The 15,797-nt window shown below is 66.8% G+C and carries 23 protein-coding genes; 19 read left to right on the top strand and 4 right to left on the bottom strand.

Annotated features, from left to right (window positions below; translation table 11 throughout):
- The first annotated feature begins 154 nt into the window (after nt 1-154).
- From DQP56_RS00090 to DQP56_RS00070, 8 genes are all read left to right on the top strand, one after another.
- The gene (locus DQP56_RS00090) at nt 155-1,216 is read left to right on the top strand and encodes a DNA cytosine methyltransferase (protein WP_112683145.1); all 1,062 of its coding nucleotides are present in this window, start codon (nt 155-157) and stop codon (nt 1,214-1,216) included.
- Between the two features lie 246 nt (nt 1,217-1,462).
- The gene (locus DQP56_RS00085) at nt 1,463-2,302 is read left to right on the top strand and encodes a hypothetical protein (protein WP_133056010.1); all 840 of its coding nucleotides are present in this window, start codon (nt 1,463-1,465) and stop codon (nt 2,300-2,302) included.
- Between the two features lie 323 nt (nt 2,303-2,625).
- A complete protein-coding gene (locus tag DQP56_RS24525) occupies nt 2,626-2,793 on the top strand; it encodes a hypothetical protein (RefSeq protein ID WP_165759270.1) in 168 nt (55 codons plus the stop codon).
- Nucleotides 2,790-2,957 carry a hypothetical protein gene (locus tag DQP56_RS24520; RefSeq protein ID WP_165759271.1) on the top strand — a complete coding sequence of 56 codons (168 nt, stop codon included), beginning with the start codon at nt 2,790-2,792 and terminating at the stop codon, nt 2,955-2,957. The genes DQP56_RS24525 and DQP56_RS24520 overlap by 4 nt, the downstream gene beginning before the upstream one ends.
- Before the next feature lie 65 nt (nt 2,958-3,022).
- The gene (locus DQP56_RS24515) at nt 3,023-3,187 is read left to right on the top strand and encodes a hypothetical protein (protein ID WP_165759272.1); all 165 of its coding nucleotides are present in this window, start codon (nt 3,023-3,025) and stop codon (nt 3,185-3,187) included.
- Nucleotides 3,188-3,204: 17 nt separating this feature from the next.
- On the top strand, nt 3,205-3,564 hold the full coding sequence (locus DQP56_RS00075) for a hypothetical protein (protein WP_085266374.1): 360 nt from the start codon (nt 3,205-3,207) through the stop codon (nt 3,562-3,564).
- Between the two features lie 74 nt (nt 3,565-3,638).
- Nucleotides 3,639-3,815 carry a hypothetical protein gene (locus tag DQP56_RS24510; protein WP_165824842.1) on the top strand — a complete coding sequence of 59 codons (177 nt, stop codon included), beginning with the start codon at nt 3,639-3,641 and terminating at the stop codon, nt 3,813-3,815.
- A 34-nt stretch (nt 3,816-3,849) separates the two neighbouring features.
- Nucleotides 3,850-4,290, top strand: a complete 441-nt coding sequence (locus tag DQP56_RS00070) for a hypothetical protein (RefSeq protein WP_085266400.1) — start codon at nt 3,850-3,852, stop codon at nt 4,288-4,290.
- Between the two features lie 23 nt (nt 4,291-4,313).
- Here the strand turns inward: DQP56_RS00070 and DQP56_RS00065 are convergent, their stop codons facing one another.
- From DQP56_RS00065 to DQP56_RS00055, 3 genes are all read right to left on the bottom strand, one after another.
- Nucleotides 4,314-6,023: a ribonuclease H-like domain-containing protein gene (locus tag DQP56_RS00065; RefSeq protein ID WP_085266401.1), complete on the bottom strand. Its 1,710-nt coding sequence runs from the start codon at nt 6,021-6,023 to the stop codon at nt 4,314-4,316.
- 85 nt (nt 6,024-6,108) lie between these two features.
- Nucleotides 6,109-6,333: a hypothetical protein gene (locus DQP56_RS00060; RefSeq protein ID WP_085266402.1), complete on the bottom strand. Its 225-nt coding sequence runs from the start codon at nt 6,331-6,333 to the stop codon at nt 6,109-6,111.
- Nucleotides 6,334-6,627 (bottom strand): hypothetical protein, encoded by a 294-nt coding sequence (locus DQP56_RS00055; protein ID WP_085266403.1) that lies wholly within the window; start codon nt 6,625-6,627, stop codon nt 6,334-6,336.
- 271 nt (nt 6,628-6,898) lie between these two features.
- On the opposite strand from DQP56_RS00055, the gene DQP56_RS00050 reads away from it, so the two are divergent.
- Genes DQP56_RS00050 through DQP56_RS00040 form a run of 4 tightly spaced genes read left to right on the top strand, consistent with a single transcriptional unit; the run spans nt 6,899 to nt 7,847 of the window.
- Complete coding sequence (locus DQP56_RS00050; protein ID WP_085266404.1) at nt 6,899-7,186, top strand: hypothetical protein; 288 nt, start codon at nt 6,899-6,901, stop codon at nt 7,184-7,186.
- Complete coding sequence (locus DQP56_RS24505; protein ID WP_165759274.1) at nt 7,183-7,359, top strand: hypothetical protein; 177 nt, start codon at nt 7,183-7,185, stop codon at nt 7,357-7,359. The genes DQP56_RS00050 and DQP56_RS24505 overlap by 4 nt, the downstream gene beginning before the upstream one ends.
- Nucleotides 7,356-7,565: a hypothetical protein gene (locus tag DQP56_RS00045; protein ID WP_133056011.1), complete on the top strand. Its 210-nt coding sequence runs from the start codon at nt 7,356-7,358 to the stop codon at nt 7,563-7,565. The genes DQP56_RS24505 and DQP56_RS00045 overlap by 4 nt, the downstream gene beginning before the upstream one ends.
- Before the next feature lie 12 nt (nt 7,566-7,577).
- On the top strand, nt 7,578-7,847 hold the full coding sequence (locus tag DQP56_RS00040) for a hypothetical protein (RefSeq protein WP_085266406.1): 270 nt from the start codon (nt 7,578-7,580) through the stop codon (nt 7,845-7,847).
- A gap of 330 nt (nt 7,848-8,177) precedes the next feature.
- On the opposite strand, the gene DQP56_RS00035 is transcribed toward DQP56_RS00040, so the two are convergent.
- Nucleotides 8,178-8,591 (bottom strand): hypothetical protein, encoded by a 414-nt coding sequence (locus tag DQP56_RS00035; RefSeq protein WP_085266407.1) that lies wholly within the window; start codon nt 8,589-8,591, stop codon nt 8,178-8,180.
- A 360-nt stretch (nt 8,592-8,951) separates the two neighbouring features.
- Here DQP56_RS00035 and DQP56_RS00030 point away from each other — a divergent pair, with 360 nt between their 5' ends.
- The 7 genes from DQP56_RS00030 (at nt 8,952) to DQP56_RS00005 (ending at nt 15,775) form a co-directional block, all read left to right on the top strand.
- Nucleotides 8,952-10,070, top strand: coding sequence for an AAA family ATPase (locus DQP56_RS00030; RefSeq protein ID WP_085266408.1), 1,119 nt, complete (start codon nt 8,952-8,954; stop codon nt 10,068-10,070).
- A 186-nt stretch (nt 10,071-10,256) separates the two neighbouring features.
- Entirely contained in the window at nt 10,257-11,588 is a 1,332-nt protein-coding gene (locus DQP56_RS00025; RefSeq protein WP_085266409.1) for a vWA domain-containing protein, read from the top strand.
- Nucleotides 11,589-12,110: 522 nt separating this feature from the next.
- A complete protein-coding gene (locus DQP56_RS00020; protein ID WP_133056012.1) occupies nt 12,111-12,302 on the top strand; it encodes a hypothetical protein in 192 nt (63 codons plus the stop codon).
- Nucleotides 12,299-13,471: a hypothetical protein gene (locus DQP56_RS00015; RefSeq protein WP_085266411.1), complete on the top strand. Its 1,173-nt coding sequence runs from the start codon at nt 12,299-12,301 to the stop codon at nt 13,469-13,471. Before DQP56_RS00020 ends, DQP56_RS00015 begins: the two co-directional genes overlap by 4 nt.
- Before the next feature lie 162 nt (nt 13,472-13,633).
- Complete coding sequence (locus tag DQP56_RS24315; RefSeq protein WP_133056013.1) at nt 13,634-13,831, top strand: hypothetical protein; 198 nt, start codon at nt 13,634-13,636, stop codon at nt 13,829-13,831.
- 80 nt (nt 13,832-13,911) lie between these two features.
- Nucleotides 13,912-14,235 carry a hypothetical protein gene (locus tag DQP56_RS00010; protein WP_085266412.1) on the top strand — a complete coding sequence of 108 codons (324 nt, stop codon included), beginning with the start codon at nt 13,912-13,914 and terminating at the stop codon, nt 14,233-14,235.
- 247 nt (nt 14,236-14,482) lie between these two features.
- On the top strand, nt 14,483-15,775 hold the full coding sequence (locus DQP56_RS00005) for an AAA family ATPase (protein ID WP_234812353.1): 1,293 nt from the start codon (nt 14,483-14,485) through the stop codon (nt 15,773-15,775).
- Nucleotides 15,776-15,797 lie beyond the last annotated feature (22 nt).

Here is a 15,797-nt window from a genome sequence, read left to right as displayed (position 1 = left end):
GGCCGGGGTAGTGCGCGGTGGTGGCATGCGCAGCGCGTCGCTCGGAGCCCGCTGGCTGCGCCGGCGGTACGCTCCCCACTACAGGGGCCCTTGGGGTCCACCTTGATTCCGGCCAGTAGCCGGGATGTGAGCCCGGGAAGGGGCGTAGCTCACGATGACCAGACTTCGGAACCTGCGGGAGCATGAGGGTCGCCGCGGAGCGGCGGCGCGGGTGCTCGATGCCTTCGCCGGCCCCGGTGGCTGGGACGTCGGTGCCGCGATCATCGGCATGGATCCGGCCGGCATCCTTGGCGTCGAGATCGATCACCTGGCGGCAAGGGCGGCCACCGCCGCCGGCCACCGCCGCATCGTTGCCGACATCACCACACTGGAGCCCGCCGACTTTCCGGGGATCACCGGCTACATCTGCTCGAGTCCGTGCCCCACGTTCAGTACCGGCGGCCTCCGCAGTGGCACCCACGACATGCAGATCATCCTCGATGTCATCACGCACGCGGGAAGCCATGAATGCACGTGCTCATGGGACGACATTGCCGAAGAGTTGCGGGCCGCATCAGACCCGCGTACCGCGCTGGCAGCGCAGACCATCCGTTTCGGCCTTGGTCTGCCGGACCTGGAATGGATTGCTCTCGAACAAGTTCCGACAGCGGAGTTCATGTTCGAAGACATCGCCGCCGAACTGCTGTCCCAAGGGTGGGAAGGCGTGGACGTCTTCACTCTTGACGCGGCCAACCTGGGAATGCCGGTTCGCCGGAACAGGGTCTTTCTGGTCGCAAACCGGTGGCGCCCGGTGTGCGGCGCCGACCACTACCCGCCATTGGTTCGCTGGCCTCAGCGCAGCATCGCCGACGTCCTCGGGTGGCCCGCCGGCGAGGAAATCCGCACTCGCGGTAACCGGCGTGCCACCGGCGGCAACCTGTTCTCGGCCGACAAGACCGGCTGGTGTCTCACCGAAAAAGCCCGATCATGGGTCCGCGAGTCCACCGGCGAACAGTTCTCAGCCTCCGAAGCCGGGCTGCTGCAAGGTTTCCCGCGGAACTACCCGTGGCAGGGAAGCCGCACCCGACAGTTCCACCAACTCGCTGACGTCGTCGCTCCGCCGGCGGCCGCCGCAGTCCTCGCAGCCGCCACAGGGTCCCCCTGGAGCTCCGCCACCCGCCGGTACCTCGACGCCCTTTACCAGGCGGAGACTGCACGAGAGGCGATGGCTTCATGACCCGCGGGGAAGGTGTAGGGCGCTGGTGTCGCGGTCCGTTGAGCACGATGCGAGTGGGTAGCATCGACAGCAGCCGCCTCACCGCGATGCGGCCACTCCAGACGGGAAAGCGAACCGCACTCGCATCCCGGCGTCACGGAGGAATGTCCCTCGGGCAACGCGGCAGTGCCACCACCATCCTGATTCCGCAGGGGCGAGGCGTGAGTGCGGAACACGGCTGCGCCCATGATCAGGAGGGTCACTGACATGTCCAACACCCCAAGCGCGCGCAAAGAAGCCGCCCGCAAACACCAGAGCGAAAACGGTGGTTCCTACACCGCGGCCCTCGCGGCCGTTTCAGAGGAAGCAGCAGCCGCAGCACACCAAACGCCGCCAGTACCAACCACGGATACCGCGGCGGCAGCCGTCCAGGCCGTGCGTCACTTCGACGAAGCCACCGCCGCCGTTGTGGGCCAGGGTGACGCGCTGCAAAAGCTACGCACCCTGCTGATCCAGTACGTCATGGTCGGGGCAGGCTGCAGCGAATCACCTGCACTCGATCTCACAGTCCGGATCTTTGCTCCCGAGCAAGGGCTCTGGGAAACGAAGATCGCCACGGCGTTCGCGCAAGCCTGGGTGCTAGGAACCACGGGCTCGATACCGGCCGCTGAAATCGAACCAGCGCGAAATGCCTCACCATTGCCGAGTCAGATCATTCGGATTGGTGGGACCGCCATCTACGACCCGGCGTATTTGGACCGTAACCGCGCGAAGTGCGGTCTGGCAGTCGAGATTACATATCGATGGCAGGGCACTACCCCGATCGAGCTTATCTATCTGTCAGACGAGGACCTCGTCGCCATCACAATGCAGCGCATCGGCGAGATGACCGGGACCGCCCTCGGCTTCACCATCCAAGATGTCATCGACGCCAGACTCTCCCGGAAACCAAGCAGAACTGTGCTGCAGGGAACCGCCGATCAGGCCCATGACCTCGCTGACAAGGCCATCGCCCAAGCGCTCCTGCGTTCCAGCATTGACGAACAAGGCTCCTCGGCGGACGTGACGCTCGACGACGTCGCCGCAGCATTCGAGTTTCTCATCTGAACACCTAGCGGCCGGCGGGGATGGATGAACGATAAGTCGGCATCCCCCCCGCCGCCCCGGGCCGCGCGCTCATCGCGGCAGTCGTCGAACAACCTGTCCGCGACGTGCCAACCGCTGCGGGAGACACGGCACCCACCAGGGCAATTGGCCGATTGATCGATCGCATTGCTGGGAAGCCTGAGAATGCTTTCCGGCACGGTTTTCTGAAGTGCGCGGGATCTGCCGCCTGGGCGCGTCGCGGCGGCAGATTCCGCCTTCCTGCTGCGTACGGTGAAGGTTGATGTACCGCGCGAAGCGGAACTACCCGCAGCCAAGGAGACCTCGTGCAGAAGCTCGACAACCGATCAGCCGGCGTCATCGTCGACCTCGACACCGGCACTGTGATCGGCACGAATGTCCGCTACGTGGCCGAGGGCGTCGACGTCGACCAGTCGGACTCGGAGATCAGCGACGAGGCGGAGCGCAACGGAGTGGAGGTGTACGTACCGTGAGGAAGCTCGAATACGGGTCCGACGGAGTCCTCATCGATATGGACACCGGCGCCGTGATCGGTACCAACGTCCGCTGGTGCCCGCTCCTGCGACTCGATGACCCGCAGGACCAGGTCATGGCCTGGGCCGAGGTGCACGGGAAGGATGTGTTCGTTGATGGGTGACCTCGCGGGCCTCGCCGCGATCCGTGGGCGCTTCGCTGCCCCTGGCCTGGGGCAGGGCTGACACCATGGGCGAAACGTATCGTGTCATCTATCGTGACGGCACCTATATGGACACCGGACAGCCGCCGCCGGTCGATGAAACAGTCTGGGCCATCATCAATCTCGAGATAACAGACGGTGGCGACGCCTATCAACAACTGCTACGCACTCTCGGCGCTGCGCCGACCTAGCCACCGGGAGCATCACGATGGGGACCAACTACTACGTCACTGGACCTGATATCGCCGAACTGGCCGGCGCTGAAACGGCCGGACTGCACATCGGTAAGAAGTCGGCGGGGTGGGACTTCTTGTTCCGGGCGCACCCACTGCTCCAGCTGGATTCGGTTGCCCAGTGGCGCGAGTTCGTTGCCAGCGCAGGGCGGGCGATCGTATCGGAGTACCACGAGGTACAAGACGTCAACGCCTTCTTTGAAATGGCGACGAGGCGCCCGGCCGACGACCCAACAGTGAAGACGCACATCCGCACTTTGTCGGCAACGGCAACCGGCTACACCTATGACATGGCGACGCGCGGTGTGCCGTTCCTTGCCTGCGAGTTCTGCTGAGGCTCCCAACCCAGCCATCAGCGTCACGAAAGTACCGGAAGTACCGGAAGTACCAATCCACAACGGAGGCAGCGATGGACCAGAGTTTTACCATCAACCAGCCAGTTCAGGAAATTGCGACCGGACGTGTTGGCACGGTAGGGGTGATCGCCGGAGAGCCCATCGGCAGCCGCATCGGCGTCGATTGGGACACCGACGACGGCACGATCTCCTACTACATGGTTGATAGCTCCGCCCTGCGGGGACTCTGAGCATGGTTAACGCCTGCCCTCGCAAGGCGTAACGATGTCGGTGGCTCGGACAACGTGGAAGCGCCTGGCGATGGTCCTCGCGGCGAGACTGCACGACAGAACTTGTACCGACCACGTTGAGCTGCGCGATGATTGCCCGTACTGCCGGGACACAGCTGCGTTGCAGGTATATCAGGCCAAGGCGTCCGGCCAGGACAGCTGTTCCTGGCAAGAGGTCGTCGCCACCCTCGCCCGCCGCATGCAGTATTTCGAGGAATGCAGCGCCCACGGCCCGAAAGACGCCGACCCAGAGAATTGTCCGTTCTGCCACGTCGACGAGGCCACCTGGCGGAGATACGTCGACTTCTGCGGCCGGCGGGGCGTCAAGCCACTGCGCCGGGATGCCGATGCTCTGGCAGATGGGGCCATATCCGTATCGATCTACGACCTACAGCCCGAGCGGTTTCGCATAACCAACGCGGTGGAGCACCACTAGATGGGTTCGCAGACCACAGTTGGCTAGACCGGGTGCGCGCCTGCGGGCGATCGCCGGCGAATGCCGTCACGAATAGCGGCCTGGGCGTGCACGTCGGACTCGTTGTAGTCCAGACACCATTTGCGTGCGGCGTCGGCGATCGGCCCGGCCGCGCGGGCTTGGGCGATCTTGACCTGCGATGCCCGCCCACCGGGATCCTCGACACCCCAATGGAATCCGAACAGTGGCGCCACGTTTTTCAGGGATGAGGACTTCACTGCGAAGAATTCGGTGTTGAACCACGAGAGCAGGTCGACGGTGATGCCGTCGAGGGCTTCGGCGACTCGCGGGAACTTGCCGGTCTTGCTGATTTCCGGGTGGCTCCAGTGGAAGATGGTGACGGATTTGCCGGCGAGAGTTGCGCTGCGGCGGAGGGTGATGATCGTGTCGGCGAACTGCTCAGCCAGGGCGGCTTCTCGTTGGTCGTCGAGCGGCTCGAATGAGATGATCGGTTGGTAGCGCGCGGTGGTGTCGTCGTGGCCGTCGCGGATGCGCAGCCCCCACTGGTAGATACGGTCGTCGGTGTCCCACTCGATGTCGAAATCAACTTCGATGTCGGCGGCCGGCGGGGCGGGCCAGGTGCCGGTGCGTGGCTGTAGGTTCAGGCCGGCGACGGTCATCTGTGCTCGCCGCACGGCGTTCTCGAGGGTGCGCTGTGGGGTGGTGGTGCCGACAGAGTGGTCACGGAACGTCTCTGCGTGTTGGGCGGGAGCGGTGTCGGCGAGCTGTTGGACCGTCAGGTGTCCGTTGGTGCCGGAAACGCGGTAAAGGTGGTGCCACTGGCGTGCGTTGAGGTGGCCGGTGTGCAGTGCAAAGGATGCGTCGGCGGGACCGGCGACTTGGTTGCAGTAGTCGAACCATTCGCAGCTGCCGCACTCGGCGGTTCGATAGGGGCGCACGATCTCGCCGCCTGCTTGGGCGGCGGCCGCCACTTTGAGGCGGAAGGCGAACTCGTGGTCGTACCGTTGCAGCGGGGAGCGCAAGGCGCGATGTTCGGGGGCTGAGGCGGAGTAGGTGGGCTGGACCGGGGTGGCCAGGTCGTACCAGACGATGCCGTGGGATGCGGCGACGAGGTCGGTCAGGTCGCTGGTGCCGATGATGCCCCCGACCAGCAGTTCCGTGCCGGCGGCGCCGGGGAGCGAGGACGGGTGATGGCCAAGCTCTTGAAGCATGCGCGTGTAGTGCGCGAGCTGCAACGTGTCGTCGCGCCAGTGGCTGGCGGCGTTGCTGAATCCGCCGTGCTGGTAGCGATGGGTTGGGGAGGCCAACGCTGAGACGGTCACGGATTTCGCTGGCCCGGCAGGTTTCATGGTGCGGTGGTGTTTGACGTCGACCGGCAGATAGCCGCCGGCGTGCTGGAGGAGGACGTCTGGTGCGCCTACGCGGCCGTTGGTGTCAGGGAGTCGGCCACCGACGATGACCGGCACGCCGGCGCACATCGCATCGACGGTCAGGGCTTTGCACTGATCCCAGTCCAGGTCTGGGTCGAAGACGAGCAGACCGGTGGGGGTGCCGGCGAACTGATCGCGGAGTAGATCGACCACTAGGGCTTCGAAGGCAATGCCGGCGTCGAACAGTGCCTGCAGCTCCGGGCTGGGCGCGGGCCGCGGCGGCGCTGTCGGCGAGAACTGGTTGTGGGTGCGGCGAGGGCACTGCTTGGCCGGGTAGCCGCCTAGTGTGATCGGTCGCTTCATGCCCGGTGCCTTTCGTGTTGCTCCTGACCGTACGCGTTGGCACCGACAAAAATTCGCAGGCGAGCGTGCGCCGAACTGCCTGCGCCTAGTGGAGGTTCTGCCAGAACGTGACCGCTTCGTCGTTCTGGTTGAAGTAGCTAGGAACACCGGGGAGATACTGGCCGATATGAGCGACCGCATCAGCGACGTTCGCGGTTGTATCGGAATCCCAATCGAACTGGCCGCCAAGGGCAGCAAGCACTTTCGCCACCGCAAGCTGGGCCTCGTGAGGCGGGATCATCGCGGCGATCGATCCAATGGTTTGCGACATCTACTGAACTCCCAACAGTTCGTTAGCCCGCGCCGGCCACAGGGCGGGACGTGCCGACCAGGTCTCGCCGTCCGCGTCGATCAACTCGATGGTGAACGGGCCGCGCCAACGCCGGATCCACTCCGGGGCGTTGGCGTGATCCTGCAGGTGGTCCCAGTCGCGGTGCTGCGATGCACCCTGCAACGCCTGCAGGGCCTCGCTATCGCTGATAGTGAAGGTGTCGGCGCCGTCCGGATCAACGCGAACTGCGCAGTCGTTGACCCATGCCTCAGGAATAAAGCGAACAGTCCACATGAGCGCACGGTAGCGCCCTGCGCTGGGCGAAATTGCTGCACGACACTCGCCTGCACCACCTTTCGGCGATAGTCGGGTGCGGTGCACGTCGCGGCGCTGAAACTGCGTCGACCGTGCGTACTGTGCTGAGCAGCACCACGGCGTGGAGGAGCGTCGAGTGCGGCGTCGATGACGGCCGACGCCTGGGGCCGAAGACAGGGAGGGCGTCGACGGGGACCCGGTGGGACAACCGCCGAACGGTCGACGTGTCAAGGGAGGGGGCTTAAGACCGATGGGGTTCTGGGATGAGATCCAGCAGGTGCTCGCCGCGGCGACGCAAGCGAAAACAGCCGACGAGCTGATTTCGGCCGTGCGCACCGGTCCCGACCAGGGGGCCGGCTCGGGCGATGCCTTCTTCGCCGGATCCGGTGGCGACGACCAGCTGATAGGAGCCGTGCGTGCCAGCGGCCACTGGGCGATCAGCAGGATCGAGTACGACTACTGGTGGAAAGCGGTGTCCAAGGTGGACGGCAGCGCGATCGAGTACATCGAAGGCGATGTGTACCGGAGGGCGGCGTGAAAGCGCAACGCGCGAAGCGCATCTGGCATGTTGCCGAACGAGGCGGATCTTTCTACGCGGAGAACCAGTTTGGCGGATTCAGGCAGTTCGATACCCGCGGCGATGGCGTCGCCGCGATCGAAGCCGATATCGCCCGATACGGCGACGAATGGGCACCCGGAGCGCAGCCGTGACTACCGCCGGTGTCTCCACCCGCGAGACGTTCTGTCGCCAGTTCGAGGACATGAACACACAGATACGTGACAAGGGGGCTCTGCGGATCGACGTGGACAGCGCCGGTGAGGAATTCGCGTGGGTGGATGCCGACGTGATGGGGCCTGAGTTCATGGGCATCTACGAACGCATGGCGCAGACCGGCTACGCTCACGGATGGCTCTGAGAGGACAGTTGCATGACGATCACCACATACAGTCGCGGTGACTTCACGCTGACCGCAGACGATCACTGTGGATCTGACCAAGTGACGCTCACGGTGACCCGCACCGCGCCGTTCACCGACGACGGGGTCCGGCGCCTCAACAACGAACTGGCCGACTACGGCGCCGAGCTGATCGCAGGATCCGTCGCCGGGAGATACACGCTCTACGTCGGCAGCGAAGCCCTGGATTACGACCCCGGAACCGACGCCAGCGCCGTGCTGACCGCCACGGTGCCACGGTAGGAGACGCAGGAGGCAACAGGCACATGAGCAACATCGATCCGCAAGGGCAGGCCGTGGCCGCGCGCCTGGGACGTAACTATCGGGCCAAGCCGTAGACCTGGACGAGGGGATTCCGTTCGACATCTACCAACTCTTTGAGCAGGTGGCCGGCCGCGACTACTCCCGGAGCCAGGACGATCAGCTCACGATCCTGGAATACGCGTCGGCCTTCGAGAAGGCCCAGGCGCCAGCCGGATAACGGTGGCCGTGTCGGCCGGCCCCGCGACCGGCTGGCGGCTTCGCCGCCGGGCCGGCCAGAGGAACCCCAGCCCGGCGGCCGGATCAGTACACCTAGGCTTTGTCGACGGACTCGGGTGGCACCCCGAACGTGGGGCCGATCGCGTCGTAGATGTCGTCGAGATTCACCCGCACCTGACGGCCGTCGGAGTGCACCGCGACACTGAAACCGCCGAGGTAGCGCAGCTTCTCATTGCCGACGTGGATGAATACCGCGACCTCGCCGTCTTGGAGATGTTCGGCGATCACGTCCGGGACGAAGATCGGCAGGTCACAATCCTCGGAGTCCCAGTCGTAGCTTGACCAGTCGCCGCTCTCGCCGCCGTTGGCCAGAAGGGTGACGCGACCGGGTCCCTGCGCGTTGGCCTCGGGTATCACGGTGAACTCTGCGCCGACCGTCTCCTGTAGTGCCGCAATGTCTTTGACGGCGAAGGTGTTGGTGCGGCCAACTCCGGTGTAGGTAGCCATGCGATGCCCCTTCCTCGGGCTCATGCCTCGGCTGCGGGCCGGGGCGAATCGGTACCGGGATCAATGCGTCCCGATGTAGGCAATGGTATCGAGGGGGTCTGACAAGTTGTTGCTGCCGGAGGCGGCGCCGTCGATATGTGGGCAGGCCCAGCCTGAACCGGATGGCCGGCGCGGACCAGAGCAGCGGCGTGCGGTGGCGGTCTGCGCGATGCCCTCTCAACTGGTGGATATGTGCAGGTAGAGCGATGAATCGGTGACTTGTCGGTGGGTGTACTTAGAGTGTGGCGCATCGGGTCGGAACGGCTCGGTGAAGTGGCCCTGGTAAGTAGCCGGGGCAAGAGCCCGGGAAGGGGTTTTGTGATGGTGGATAAGGCGACGGCTGTGACGTTGATGGAAGCCTGCGGTCGGGCTGGTGTGCCCCTGCTTCTGCGGTCGGGTCCGGGCATGGGTAAGTCGGCCCTGGTGCGTTCACTGGCCGAGGCATTGGACGTTGCGGTCGAGATCGTTTCGGGCGCTAACTCTGATCCCACCGATTTCGTTGGTATGCCGTTCATTTCGCCCGAAGGCGATGGTGTGCGTACCGAGCCCAAGGCGTGGGCTAAGCGGTTGGTGGAGGCGGGCGCAGGAATCCTGCTGCTCGAAGAGTTGACGACCGTGCCGGAGTCGACGCAGGCGGCGATGCTGGCGGTCGCACTGGACAAGCAGGTGGGCGAGGACCTGCGACTGCCCGCCGATGTGTGGGTGTTCGCCGCGGCCAACCCTCCCGAGCTGTCGGCGGGCGGTTTCGAGCTGGCTGCGCCGATGGCAAACCGGTTCTGCCACGTGGACTACGCACCCACCGTTGATGAGTGGGTTGAAGGCATGCTGACTGGCTGGGCGGCTGTCCCGGTGTCTCGGGCGGTTGTCCCGACCGAAGTGCACACCGCGGCGATCGTCGCGGCGGTGACCGCCTTCGTGCAGTCCCGCCCCGGCCTGCTGCGGGCGTGCCCGGAAGGTGAGGCCGACGGGTTGGGTGGAGCCTGGCCGTCCGACCGTACCTGGGACATGCTGGCTCGGGTCCTGGTGCGGCTGCGCAACGATGACACGGCGGCGGTGCAGTCCGCGGTGTTCGGTCTGATCGGCGCCAAGGCGGGACGGGAGTTCCTGGCCTGGCTGACGGCCCGCGATCTGCCCGATGCCGCCGCGGTGATCGCCGACCCGGCCATCGTGGACTGGGAGGGTGAGCGTCCCGACCGGCTGTGGGCGGTCCTCAACGGCGTTGCCACCCTGGCTGCCACGGCGGGCACGCAGGACGCCTGGCGGCGTGCCTGGGGGCCGCTGTCGGCCTGCGCTGGTGCTGGTCGTGCCGATGTGGCTGCCGCTGCGGCCAGGTCGCTGGCAAAGGTGCGCCCGAACGGGGCGAAAGTCCCGGCAACTGCACGGGTTTTCGTCCCGATCCTGACCGCTGCCGGTCTGATGGCCGGCGAGGACGCCGCGTAGGCGTTCTGCGTGGGGTGGGTGCTCGCCGCGGTGGTGGTACCCACCCCGCCCCGGTGGCGGTGCTCCCGCCGTTGGGGACGGGGGTTTGTCGGTGGGGGTGGTTAGTGTGTGGGGTATCGGGCCGAGCGGCTCGGTCGATGTGGCCCTGGCGGGTAGCCGGGGCATGAGCCCGGGAAGGGGATTGTTATGACGAATCAGGTGACGGTGCGGGAGTTGAGCGCCGATGAGCGCGGCGTGTACCACACGGCGAATCTGGTGGCATTCGAGGCCATGCCCTACTTCGCGGATGCGCTGTTCTCGGTAATCCCGGTCGCTGCAATAGGAATGGGTACGTTCGCGGTCGACAAGAATTGGCGTCTCTACCTGGACCCGGCTCGTCTGATCGGCAAAGGGGCGTGGTCGGTGCAGCAGGTCGCCGCGGCGCTGCTACATGAGGTCGGGCACCTGTTGCGGGTGCACGCCGACCGCGCTGCGGTCCTGGCGCAGCCGCTGGCGCACCTGGCGTGGAACTACGCTGCCGACGCCGAAATCAACGATGACCTGATCGACGCCGGGGTGGTTTTGCCGGTCGACCCGGTCACCCCGGCCGTGCTCGGCTGTGAGCCGGGAGGGTTCGCCGAGGACTACTACGCGGCGATCGCCGACGACTACCACGACGAGCCTGCCGTCGGTGGGGCCGGGAACGGTTCGCAGGCCGGTGGGGACGGGTCCGCGGGCGCTGGCGGTGACGGCGCGGCGGATAGCGGTGGCGAGTTCGGGTGCGGCTCGGGTTCGGGCTGTGAAGCCAACCCCGGCGAGCTGATTGCCGAAGATGCAATGGGTGGGCGTGCTGGAATCGATTCTGCCACGGCCGATCTGATCCGCGAGCAGGTCGCCGTCGCGGTGCGCGACCACGCCGAAGGCAAGGGCCGCGGCAGTGTTCCCGCTGGCGTGCAGCGGTGGGCTGACAAGGTGCTCACCCCGCCAGCTGTGCCGTGGCGCCGGGTGCTGCGGGTGGCGATCCGCCGCGCCATCGGCCAGGCCGCGGGACGCACCGACTACAGCATGGCCCGTCCGTCGCGGCGCTCCCGCGACGTACTGTTCCCGGGGCTGCGCGGCCCGAAGATTCGTGTCGCGGTCGTGGTGGACACGTCGGGATCGATGAGTGCGGGTGACCTGGCCGCGGCACTGTCGGAAGTCCAAGGTGTGCTGCGGACGGCGGCGGTCGCCCGCGAGCACGTGACGGTCCTGACGGTCGACGCGGCCGCTGCCGCTCCGCAGCGGATCAGCCGGGTTCAGGACATTGCGTTGATCGGTGGCGGCGGGACCGATATGCGGGTCGGTATCGCCGCTGCAGAAGCGTTGCGGCCCGCGCCGCACGTGGTGGTGGTGCTCACCGATGGCGACAGCCCGTGGCCGGATGCGGCGGGCACAGCGAAGCTTGTCTGCGTCATCATCGGCAACGAGCGTGCCGCGACAGCGGTACCGGAGTTCGCCACCACGGTGACTATCCCCTCCCAAGCTGCGGCGGCCGCCTAAGCGGCGGCCCCGCCATGCCGGTGGCCGGCCAGCGGCACACCACCACTGCCGGTGGCGGCCACCAACCTCCGACCTGCGGGCCGGGTGCGGGTTCTTCCCGGCCAGCACCCGGTTCGCAGGGCCGAGAGTGGGTCTGCGAGAAAGGAGGACCAGCGATGCGATACCACTTCGAGCCGGTTACCGAGGGGCCTGACCGCCATGCCGCCGGGGTGGTGCGCATCGTGGCACGCCGACATCATCGGGCCTCCACGACAGGGATCGTCTACAAGGTTCGCAACGTAGACACCGGGAGGGCCGCAACGGCTTTGCCGGGTGAATTGGAGCCGATCGCAGACCTGAACCGCTGACGTAGCGGGCCGCCGGCGCGCATTGCCAACCTGGTGATGCGGCCCGCAGGTCGGTGTTCAAACGGGTTGTCGGTGGGTCGCGGTAGCGTGCGTGTTGTCAGGGCGAGGCAGTGCCTGACAGCAGGTGGAGTCCCGGTCGGTAGCCGGGAAGTGAGCCCGGGAAGGGGCGATTGTGGTGGCACAAGATGGTGATGAGGTGGGCCGGTTGGCCGCGTATGCGGAGCGGGTGCTGGCCGGCACGGGTTTGACCGTGGCTGATGCGGACCCCGATGCGGTCGAAGGCGAGCTGCCGGTGTCAGGGTCGGCGGCCGCGGCGCTGCAGGACGGCTGGGATATGGCGCGTCGGGCTGGGCAGGTGGTCTTGTGACCGTCGAGTTCTACGACCTGGCTCAGCGGCTGTATGCGGCGCGCTCTGGTCGGCCGGTCCTGCGGGTTGCCGACGCTCTGGTGGCCCTGTCGCCAAGTGCGGTGTTTGTCGAGGCTCGCCGCGGTGGTGACACGCTGACCGCGACGGTAGCCACCGCGACCAGCTCGGCGCGTACCGTGACCGGCGGTGCGAGCATCCTTTCGGCGTTGCATGGTGCCGGTGCGCGGTTCGGACTTGAGTCCCCGTGTCAGGTGGTGGTGGCTGACGCGGCGGGGGTGTCACTGCTGGCCGGTGTTGCCCGCAAGCTGGCGGGCCACGGCGATCCGGTGGTGGCCGAGGCATCGGCGGTGATCGGGTGGTGGGCCGACCGGCTGGGCTACCCGGGCAGTGGCGCGGTGGTGGACGCGCTGGCGCAGTCGCGGCAACGGTTCGTCACAGCTGGACTGCCGACCGATGAGCGGTCGGGGACATACTGGCGCAAGGTGTTCGGGGTCGGCGCCGGGGTGGCGGGCCTGGCCGGGTGGGCGCAGGCCGTGACGGCGGGAACGCCCGCCGAGGGCTTGGCAGTGATGGCCGAAGATGACGCCTACAGCTACGAGTCGGCTGGGCAGGCGTTCGGCAAGGGGCAGGATTGGACGGCTCCCGATGGTGCGCCGCGGGCCGCCCTTGGGCTGCGTCGTCGCTGTGATGCTGCGGAATTGTTTGAGTCGATCCTGTTGGAAGATCGGTTGTGGCGGCACCGTGCGGTGCACACCGGCAATGTGTCCGGTGGGCTTGTGGACTGGGGGGATCGCACTCGGTTCAGTGTGCAGTGTTCGCGGATGGATTCTCGGCTGCGTGAGGGCACCGCGGTGCGTGGCTGGGCGGGTGGAATCGACAGCTACGGCCGCGCAATGACGTTCGTGGGTGAGGTCATCACCGCCGAGGCCGTCGAAGGGGCGCTGGTGTTGACGGTCGCCGGGGTGCGGGCCGACTCTCGGCCACCGGTAGGGGGGTGGGTATCGCTGATGCCTGCGGCGCCCAACGTCTCGCGTGTGCGGTCGTCCCTGTTCACCTATCGCCGCTTGCTCACGGGCGGCGGGTCGTGGATCGCCTCGGGTAAACCGCCCACTCGCGCGCGGCGTGATGTGCCGTTGGACGTGCTGATCGCGGCGGCGGAAACCGAATGACGCGCACCCGGCCCTGGCCCTCCCGAACCCGGGGGGCCGGGGTCGGGTGCGAGTGGTTGCGGCGTGCCGATCGAGGGCGAAGTGGCCGGCGGTGGGTGTCGCAGCCGGGGTGCGGCGAGCCGCGTCCCTAGCCTCGAAAGGGGAGGGGGTTAGGCAGTGAAGGTGACGAGGCGATCGCTTTTGACGGGGGTGGAACGCACGCTGGAGCTGGCGGTCACGGCCGAACAGCTGGAGGCGTGGAAGGCCGGGGGTGAGTTGATTCAAGACGCGCTGCCCCACCTGACCGCCAGCGAACGGGAGTTTCTGGTGTCGGGAGTGACGCCCGACGAGTGGGCCGAGCACCTCAGCGAACCGATGTAGCTCTGGGCGGTGCAGCCGCGTTGTGCTCGGCGCGAGGTGTGAACGGGTAAATGGCGCGAATCGATGAATAGGGGTGTGCGGTGGGGTTTTTCAGCTCGGATTGTGAAGGGTGCGGGCATCCGCTGCTGTCGCAGATGGCGACGGAGACGGTCAACGCATGGATGAACTTGGGTGTGGCGATCAAACGTGACGGGTCGATCCTCAAGGGTGCCTATGACGGCTACGGCCAGCTTGGTAACTATGACTATGCGATCGAGGATGCGACGGTCTGGCATCAGGCCTGTTGGGCTGCGGCCGGCTCACCCACCGACTACCGGGGTGAGTCCAAGCCTTCGGCAGACCAGGGCTGGTTCTTTGCTGACGGGACGCACGACATGACAGAACCCGCCTCCGCCGGGGGCTAGCGGAACATCCCGCTGGCCGTACCGGTCTCGCGCCGCTGTGCAGGGCGCCGCGGCCCACGCAATCGGCCGCCGACGGAACTTGTCGGTGGCCGGTTGTAGTGTGGCTGACATCAGGTAGAACAACCTGGAAGTGTGTTTCACACCCGGTCTGTAGCCGGGGTGGGAGCCCGGGAAGGGGCAGTGGGAACAGATGCGTATTTTCAAGCCACGCAACAGCAGTGGGGCTAACGCTGCCAGTCAGATAGCCGTGGGTGAAGGCAGCGAAGCGCCCACGGTGACGTTCGGTGCTGATGGCGGTGAGCCGGAGGCGGCTCGGGTGCGGCCCGGTAGAGCCCTGTTGCGGGACGCGATTACCGCCGAAGTGGTGCTGGGGGTCTGGTCGGGCGACCCGGCCGTCGTCGTACCTGCCCCTCCGGGAAGCGGCAAGACCCGGCTGACGGTGGAACTGTCAGGGCTGCTGGCCGACAGCGCGGACTTGCGAATCGGGATCGCGGCACAGACCCGGGCACAGGCCATCGAGATAGCTCGGCGGCTTGCGAAGAGTTGCGACCGCGCGATGGTGGGACTGTTGTGGAAGGCCGGGGGTGTGCGCCCCGACTGCGGGGACTGCCCGATCATCAGTGGCCGCGGCCAGGTGTGGCCGTCCGGTGGCGGCGCGGTGCGCGTGGCGACCAGCGCCAAGTGGCTGTCCTCGGAGCCGGAACGGCTCGCCGCGGACGTCCTGATCGTTGATGAGGCCTACCAATGCACCTATGCCGACTTGTGTGCGCTGGGGGCGATGACGGCGGGACAGGTTGTACTGGTGGGGGATTCGGGGCAGATCGACCCCGTTGTCACCGGGGATGTGTCTCGGTGGGCGGATAGCCCAACCGGCCCGCACTTGCCTGCGCCGATCGCCCTGGCGGCTGCGCATGGTGATGCGGTGACCACGATTGCGCTGCGGCACACATGGCGGCTTGGGCCGGTCACCACGGCCCTGGTGTCGTCGGCGTTCTACGCCGACATGCCGTTTACCTCGCGGCGCCCCGCCGAGCACGTGTCGCTGGACGGGGCGGCGTTGCCGGAGTTTTCGCACCGGGTGCTCACCGCCGCCGATGGTCCGACCTCGGCATCGGTCGCGGTCGCTGCAGTCGATCGGGTCCGGGACTTGCTGGCGGGCGGCACCCTCACCACCAGTGCCGGCACCAGGCAGCTCACCGACGATGACGTGGCCGTAGTGGTGCCACACGTGGCCCAGGCGGCTGCGATCCGCGCCATGCTGGCCGATCACCCCGGGGTGCTCTGCGGGACCGCTAACGCGCTGCAGGGGCTGGAAAGGGCGGCGGTGGTCGCTGTGCACCCGATGGTCGGCAAGCGGACCCCGGACCCGTTTTCGATCGACGCGGCGCGGCTGTGCGTGATGCTGTCGCGGCACCGCTGCCATCTCACCGTTCTGGCCGACGCGCACACCGGCTCCGCGTGGGCCGATCATCGCGATGACGACGACGTTGCGCGGGCGGCCGGTGTGTTCGACCAACTGCTCGCCACCCCGGCGGTCTAACCCGCTGCTGGGGACGCGCATT

The sequence above is a fragment of the Mycolicibacter senuensis genome (genome assembly GCF_003284925.1).
In the GTDB taxonomy this organism is placed as follows: Bacteria; Actinomycetota; Actinomycetes; order Mycobacteriales; family Mycobacteriaceae; genus Mycobacterium; species Mycobacterium algericum_A.
The sequence above is the reverse complement of the archived record's forward strand: the minus strand, read 5'-3'. Positions and strand labels throughout refer to the sequence as shown.

Bases quoted from the DNA above. Each gene is read 5' to 3' on its own strand.
- DQP56_RS00040 (WP_085266406.1), top strand. From the start codon at position 7,578: ATGACGATCACCACATACAGTCGCGGTGACTTCACGCTGACCGCAGAC.
- DQP56_RS00085 (WP_133056010.1), top strand. From the start codon at position 1,463: ATGTCCAACACCCCAAGCGCGCGCAAAGAAGCCGCCCGCAAACACCAG.
- DQP56_RS00050 (WP_085266404.1), top strand. From the start codon at position 6,899: ATGGGGTTCTGGGATGAGATCCAGCAGGTGCTCGCCGCGGCGACGCAA.
- DQP56_RS24510 (WP_165824842.1), top strand. From the start codon at position 3,639: ATGGACCAGAGTTTTACCATCAACCAGCCAGTTCAGGAAATTGCGACC.
- DQP56_RS00090 (WP_112683145.1), top strand. From the start codon at position 155: ATGACCAGACTTCGGAACCTGCGGGAGCATGAGGGTCGCCGCGGAGCG.
- DQP56_RS00060 (WP_085266402.1), bottom strand. From the start codon at position 6,333: ATGTCGCAAACCATTGGATCGATCGCCGCGATGATCCCGCCTCACGAG.
- DQP56_RS00075 (WP_085266374.1), top strand. From the start codon at position 3,205: ATGGGGACCAACTACTACGTCACTGGACCTGATATCGCCGAACTGGCC.
- DQP56_RS00065 (WP_085266401.1), bottom strand. From the start codon at position 6,023: ATGAAGCGACCGATCACACTAGGCGGCTACCCGGCCAAGCAGTGCCCT.
- DQP56_RS00030 (WP_085266408.1), top strand. From the start codon at position 8,952: ATGGTGGATAAGGCGACGGCTGTGACGTTGATGGAAGCCTGCGGTCGG.
- DQP56_RS00025 (WP_085266409.1), top strand. From the start codon at position 10,257: ATGACGAATCAGGTGACGGTGCGGGAGTTGAGCGCCGATGAGCGCGGC.
- DQP56_RS24515 (WP_165759272.1), top strand. From the start codon at position 3,023: ATGGGCGAAACGTATCGTGTCATCTATCGTGACGGCACCTATATGGAC.
- DQP56_RS00070 (WP_085266400.1), top strand. From the start codon at position 3,850: ATGTCGGTGGCTCGGACAACGTGGAAGCGCCTGGCGATGGTCCTCGCG.
- DQP56_RS00055 (WP_085266403.1), bottom strand. From the start codon at position 6,627: ATGTGGACTGTTCGCTTTATTCCTGAGGCATGGGTCAACGACTGCGCA.
- DQP56_RS00035 (WP_085266407.1), bottom strand. From the start codon at position 8,591: ATGGCTACCTACACCGGAGTTGGCCGCACCAACACCTTCGCCGTCAAA.